General features: G+C 42.6%; 7 protein-coding genes. 5 read left to right on the top strand and 2 right to left on the bottom strand.

The features are described 5' to 3' along the window. Nucleotides 1–675 (top strand): substrate-binding domain-containing protein (locus tag REG_RS00230; RefSeq protein WP_039906823.1); only part of this gene is annotated, 675 nt, incomplete at its 5' end. Nucleotides 676–797: 122 nt separating this feature from the next. Continuing rightward, nucleotides 798–935: a hypothetical protein gene (locus tag REG_RS12895; RefSeq protein WP_176603371.1), complete on the top strand. Its 138-nt coding sequence runs from the start codon at nucleotides 798–800 to the stop codon at nucleotides 933–935. Between the two features lie 130 nt (nucleotides 936–1065). Here REG_RS12895 and rppH read toward each other — a convergent pair whose 3' ends face one another. Continuing rightward, a complete protein-coding gene (rppH, locus tag REG_RS00225; RefSeq protein WP_006704009.1) occupies nucleotides 1066–1593 on the bottom strand; it encodes an RNA pyrophosphohydrolase in 528 nt (175 codons plus the stop codon). A 121-nt stretch (nucleotides 1594–1714) separates the two neighbouring features. Between rppH and mutH the strand changes: the two genes are divergently transcribed. From mutH to REG_RS00210, 3 genes are all read left to right on the top strand, one after another. Continuing rightward, the gene (gene mutH / locus REG_RS00220) at nucleotides 1715–2398 is read left to right on the top strand and encodes a DNA mismatch repair endonuclease MutH (RefSeq protein WP_006704008.1); all 684 of its coding nucleotides are present in this window, start codon (nucleotides 1715–1717) and stop codon (nucleotides 2396–2398) included. A 98-nt stretch (nucleotides 2399–2496) separates the two neighbouring features. Next, nucleotides 2497–3222, top strand: a complete 726-nt coding sequence (locus REG_RS00215) for a TerC family protein (protein WP_006704007.1) — start codon at nucleotides 2497–2499, stop codon at nucleotides 3220–3222. Beyond that, the gene (locus tag REG_RS00210) at nucleotides 3219–3683 is read left to right on the top strand and encodes a YhbP family protein (protein WP_006704006.1); all 465 of its coding nucleotides are present in this window, start codon (nucleotides 3219–3221) and stop codon (nucleotides 3681–3683) included. Before REG_RS00215 ends, REG_RS00210 begins: the two co-directional genes overlap by 4 nt. Before the next feature lie 118 nt (nucleotides 3684–3801). Here the strand turns inward: REG_RS00210 and asd are convergent, their stop codons facing one another. Further along, the gene (gene asd, locus REG_RS00205; protein ID WP_006704005.1) at nucleotides 3802–4875 is read right to left on the bottom strand and encodes an aspartate-semialdehyde dehydrogenase; all 1074 of its coding nucleotides are present in this window, start codon (nucleotides 4873–4875) and stop codon (nucleotides 3802–3804) included. Nucleotides 4876–4909: the final 34 nt, after the last annotated feature.

Below are 4909 nucleotides of genomic sequence, written 5' to 3'. Positions count from 1 at the left end.
CATTCTCTTATTAGCCGTATTGATGTTAAATTTCTGTTAATTAGCACGGTAAATTCTAATGCGGTAGGTAATTCTATTAAATTGGCCAATGAGGCTAATATTCCTATTATCACGTTGGATCGTGTCGCCCATCAGGTGAAAATAAAAAGTCATATTACGTCTGATAATGTATTAGGTTCAAAAATGGCGGGGGATTTTATTGCGCGTAAACTTGGGGATGGCGCTAAAGTGATACAATTGGAAGGTATTGCTGTTTCTTCTGGCGTTCGCCAACGGGCTGAAGGGTTCAAACAATCAATAAAACAACATAAATTCAATTTATTAGCCAGTCAGCCAGCATATTATGATCGCACCGATGGTATGCACGTGACGCAAGAATTGTTAGCCACTTACCCACAGGTTCAAGCGGTGTTTGCACAAAATGATGAAATGGCGTTGGGTGCATTGCACACGTTGCAAAATTTGGGAAGAACGGATGTGTTGGTGGTAGGATTCGACGGTACTAATGATGCAGTTAAAGCGGTAGAAAATGGAGAAATGGCGGCGACCATCGCCCAACAACCAGAAAAGATTGGTGCAAAAGGCGTAGAAATGGCAGATAAAGTCTTAAAAGGTGAAAAAATCCCACGTCTTATTCTAGTAGATTTAAAATTAGTCACTCAAAAAACACCCTAAATTTTTCGCTATTCATAAAGAATTTTAAGAGCTTATTTGAAATCTTCTTTGAGCTGCTTTTGACAAAGTATCGATGAGCGCAAGAGATTTCGAATAGTCTCTAATATACCCAATTATACCCAATGAATTTCGAGTTACGGCAAGGCGGCAAGGGTGTGAGACCGATGAGCGTAGACATACTACGTGATTCGGCGAGCACCCGCAGTCAACGCCGCCGTAACTTGAAAGGCGAAGGGTATAGACCTCTTTGGAAACCGTAGTTCTTTATGCGGAGTCAAGGCGCCGGTGCACAGCAACCTTCGTTAACATAAAGTACATGAGGATTGCGCGCACCGGACAACGCAGGATCCGTATCACGCAGTAGGTTTCCGAAGAGGTCTAATGTAGAGGTTAATATTTTTTTTGTAGAGACGTTGTCGGTATTGATAGAGCAGGCATAAGCTGTGTTGTTATCACAGTAGCGGCGAATTCCTTCATCACTCGACGGTATACATCACGTTTAAAAGAGACCACTTGACGCACAGGATACCAGTAGCTTACCCAAAGCCAACCGTCAAATTCTGGCGGGTTACTCCGTTGCATGTTGATATTGCTATCATCACTGGTTAATTGAAGTAAAAACCATTTTTGTTTTTGGCCTACACACACGGGTTTTGTATCCCAGCGAACCAAACGTTTAGGTAATTTATAACGTAACCAACTACGGGTAGAAGCCAATATACGAACATTTTTTTTACTTAATCCCACTTCTTCAAAAAGTTCACGGTACATTGCCTGTTCTGGTGTTTCATCCGCATTAATTCCGCCCTGAGGAAATTGCCAGGAATGTTGACCGCAACGGCGAGCCCATAAAACCTGTCCCTGTTGGTTACAAATGACAATACCAACATTTGGGCGGTAGCCATCATCATCGATCACTAGACTACCTCGATAAACTTAGAATTCAGAAATGATCTGATTGTTTCATACTAACCACAGGCGGTAAACTAATTAAAAAATACTCACATTATAGAACATCGGCAATTTCTAAAGAGGTCTCGTGTGTAATTTAATTTCTGTTCCGCCGCTCCGTGATGAAAATCAGCTTTTGCTCCGTGCTCAGGCTTTATCGGGATTTACCTTGGGTGAATTAGCGATGAAAGCGCAATGGCGTATGCCTGCCAATTTGAAAAGAGCAAAAGGTTGGGTAGGCGTATTATTAGAATTTCATCTTGGTGCGAAAGCAGGAAGTAAGCCTGAGCAGGATTTTGCTGATATCGGCATTGAACTAAAAACTATCCCAGTGAATGCTCAAGGCAGAGCATTGGAAACCACTTTTGTTTGTGTGGCACCATTAACGGGCAATAGTGGGGTGATTTGGGAGAGCTGTCATCTTCGCAACAAACTTTCCCGGGTTTTATGGATCCCCGTAGAAGGTGAAAGGCATATCCCTTTAGCAGAACGCCGTGTTGGTACCCCCTTGTTATGGAGTCCAAATGCAGAGGAAGAAAAACAGCTCCGTGACGATTGGGAAGAGCTGATGGATTTGATTGTTTTAGGTAATGTGGAAAGTATTAGGGCGCACCATGGTGAGATTTTACAATTGCGTCCCAAAGCCGCGAATGGTCAGTCTTTAACCGAGGCAGTGGGTAAACAAGGGCAGCGTATCATGACCTTGCCTCGTGGTTTTTATTTGAAAAAAAATTTTACTAATAAATTATTATCTCGCTACTTTTTTATTTGATAGCCTGTGTATTTAAAAATAACCGCTCCTTTTCATTATGATTAATGAAGGTGTAGCACGTATAATCTGCTCTTTCTGTTTAATAGGATATATGAGTAATGTTTGAATGGATTGCTGATCCAAATGCTTGGTTAGCTCTGGGTACACTCACTATCCTAGAAATTATTCTGGGTATAGATAATATTATTTTCTTATCTTTGGTCGTGGCAAAACTGCCTAAAGCACAACAAAATAAAGCGAGAAGGATTGGTTTATCTGCTGCGATGTTGATGCGTTTAACCTTGTTGGCGTCTATCACTTGGGTCATTGGTTTAACGAAGCCCCTTTTTACTCTTGCAGAGCATGCTATTTCAACACGTGATTTGATCTTGTTTTTCGGTGGGTTATTTTTAATTTGGAAGTCGACTAAAGAAATTTATGACTCGATCGTTGGGGATGAAAATTATCACAGTAGCCATGTGAGTTCTTTTGCTAGCGCTATCATACAAATTATGTTGTTAGACATTATTTTTAGTTTAGATTCTGTCATCACGGCGGTTGGGCTTTCTGACCACCTGTTTATTATGATGACCGCCGTCATCGTTGCTGTCGGTGTGATGATGTTCGCCGCGCGGCCTATTGGAGAGTTTGTCAATAATTACCCCTCGGTTAAAATGTTGGCACTTGCCTTCTTGATTTTGGTTGGAGTGACTTTGATGTTGGAAAGCATTCAAGTACAAGTACCTAAGGGATATATCTATTTCTCTCTGTTTTTTTCCATCAGCGTCGAAAGCTTAAATTGGTTACGAGGTAGAAAGAGAAATAAAGAGGAAGGAAATAAGTGAATAATGCTGAAAGCCTTGCAGAAATTTGCCATTTTTTGCGCGAACAGCATGTACTCACACTCTGCGCAAAGCGTGGTGATGATATGTGGTGCGCGAATTGTTTTTATTTTTTTGATCAAGACAAGATGGCGTTATATTTGATGACTGAACCGACCACCCATCATGCGAAGTTAATGCAGATTAATCCACAGGTTGTTGGGACTATTGCTAACCAGCCCCATCAAATCGAATTAATCAAAGGTATTCAGTATTGTGGTGATATTGCTGTGCTAACAAAAGAGCGGGATACATCGATCCGTAAGCGTTATTGCCACCGTTTCCCCGCTGCCAAAGGCGCGACAACCCCCCTTTGGCAGCTGTGTCTGCGGGAAATAAAAATGACCCATAATGCATTAGGCTTTGCTAAGAAATTGTTTTGGCGGCGGGGATCCTGTGAGTTGGTAAAAATGAAGCCTGCATAGGCAACTTAGAGTCTATACCCAATGAATTTCGAGTTACAGCGAGCACTCGCAGCCAACGCCACCGTAGCTTGAAAGGTGAAGGGTATATCAGCGAGCACAAGAGATTTCTAACAGGCTCTTACAACAAAATCCGCAGCATACGCCGCAGTGGCTCTGCGGCACCCCACAGTAATTGATCTCCTACGGTGAATGCCGATAAATACTTTGATCCCATATTGAGTTTACGTAAGCGCCCAACAGGCGTGCGCAAGGTGCCAGTGACGGCTGCTGGAGTGAGTTTACTCATCGTATCCTCGCGATTATTCGGGATCACCTTTACCCACTTGTTATGCTCAGCAAGCAATTGTTCAATTTCTGGCAAGGGAATATCTTTTTTTAGTTTCAAGGTAAAAGCTTGACTATGGCAACGCAGCGCCCCGATACGTACACATAAACCATCAATCGGAATGATATTTTTGCTCGCTAATATTTTGTTGGTCTCTGCCTGACCCTTCCATTCTTCACGGCTTTGCCCGTTTTGAAGGGCGCTATCAATCCACGGGATCAAACTGCCGGCCAGCGGTACACCGAAATTATCGGTGGGTAAATTACTACTGTTGGTTTTTTCCGTTATCTTTCGTTCAATATCAAGAATGGTTGAGGCAGGATCTTGCAACTCTGTTGCGACCTCTTTATGTAAAGCACCCATTTGCGTGAGCAATTCACGCATATGTTTTGCTCCGCCTCCTGACGCTGCCTGATAAGTGGCGACAAAAGCCCATTCAACCAAATCATTAGCAAATAATCCGCCCAGCGACATTAACATCAGGCTAACGGTACAGTTACCACCAACAAAGGTTTTGATGCCTTTATCTATGCCCTGCTGAATCAGCATTTTATTAACCGGATCCAAAATAATAATGGCGTCATCTTTCATGCGTAGAGCGGAGGCGGCATCGATCCAATAGCCTTGCCATCCGCTGTCACGTAATTGTGGATAAATCTTGTTGGTATAATCGCCGCCTTGGCAGCTGATAATGATGTCCATATTTGACAATTTATTAATATCATTAGCATCTTCTAAGAGGGTATCAGCTAGACTTTTGATCACTGAAACCTTGTCGCCTTTTTGTGACGTAGAGAAAAATACTGGCTCGATAGCCTCAAAATCGTTTTCTTCTTCCATACGTTGCATCAGCACGGAACCGACCATGCCACGCCAGCCGATAAAACCTACTTTTTTTTTC

This window comes from Candidatus Regiella insecticola LSR1, assembly GCF_000143625.1.
In the GTDB taxonomy this organism is placed as follows: Bacteria; Pseudomonadota; Gammaproteobacteria; order Enterobacterales; family Enterobacteriaceae; genus Regiella; species Regiella insecticola.
This window is presented reverse-complemented; position numbering and strand designations above follow the sequence as displayed.

Excerpts from the sequence above, each read along its gene's own strand:
- REG_RS12895 (WP_176603371.1), top strand. The coding sequence starts at position 798 with ATGAATTTCGAGTTACGGCAAGGCGGCAAGGGTGTGAGACCGATGAGC.
- REG_RS00215 (WP_006704007.1), top strand. The coding sequence starts at position 2,497 with ATGTTTGAATGGATTGCTGATCCAAATGCTTGGTTAGCTCTGGGTACA.
- asd (WP_006704005.1), bottom strand. The coding sequence starts at position 4,875 with ATGGTCGGTTCCGTGCTGATGCAACGTATGGAAGAAGAAAACGATTTT.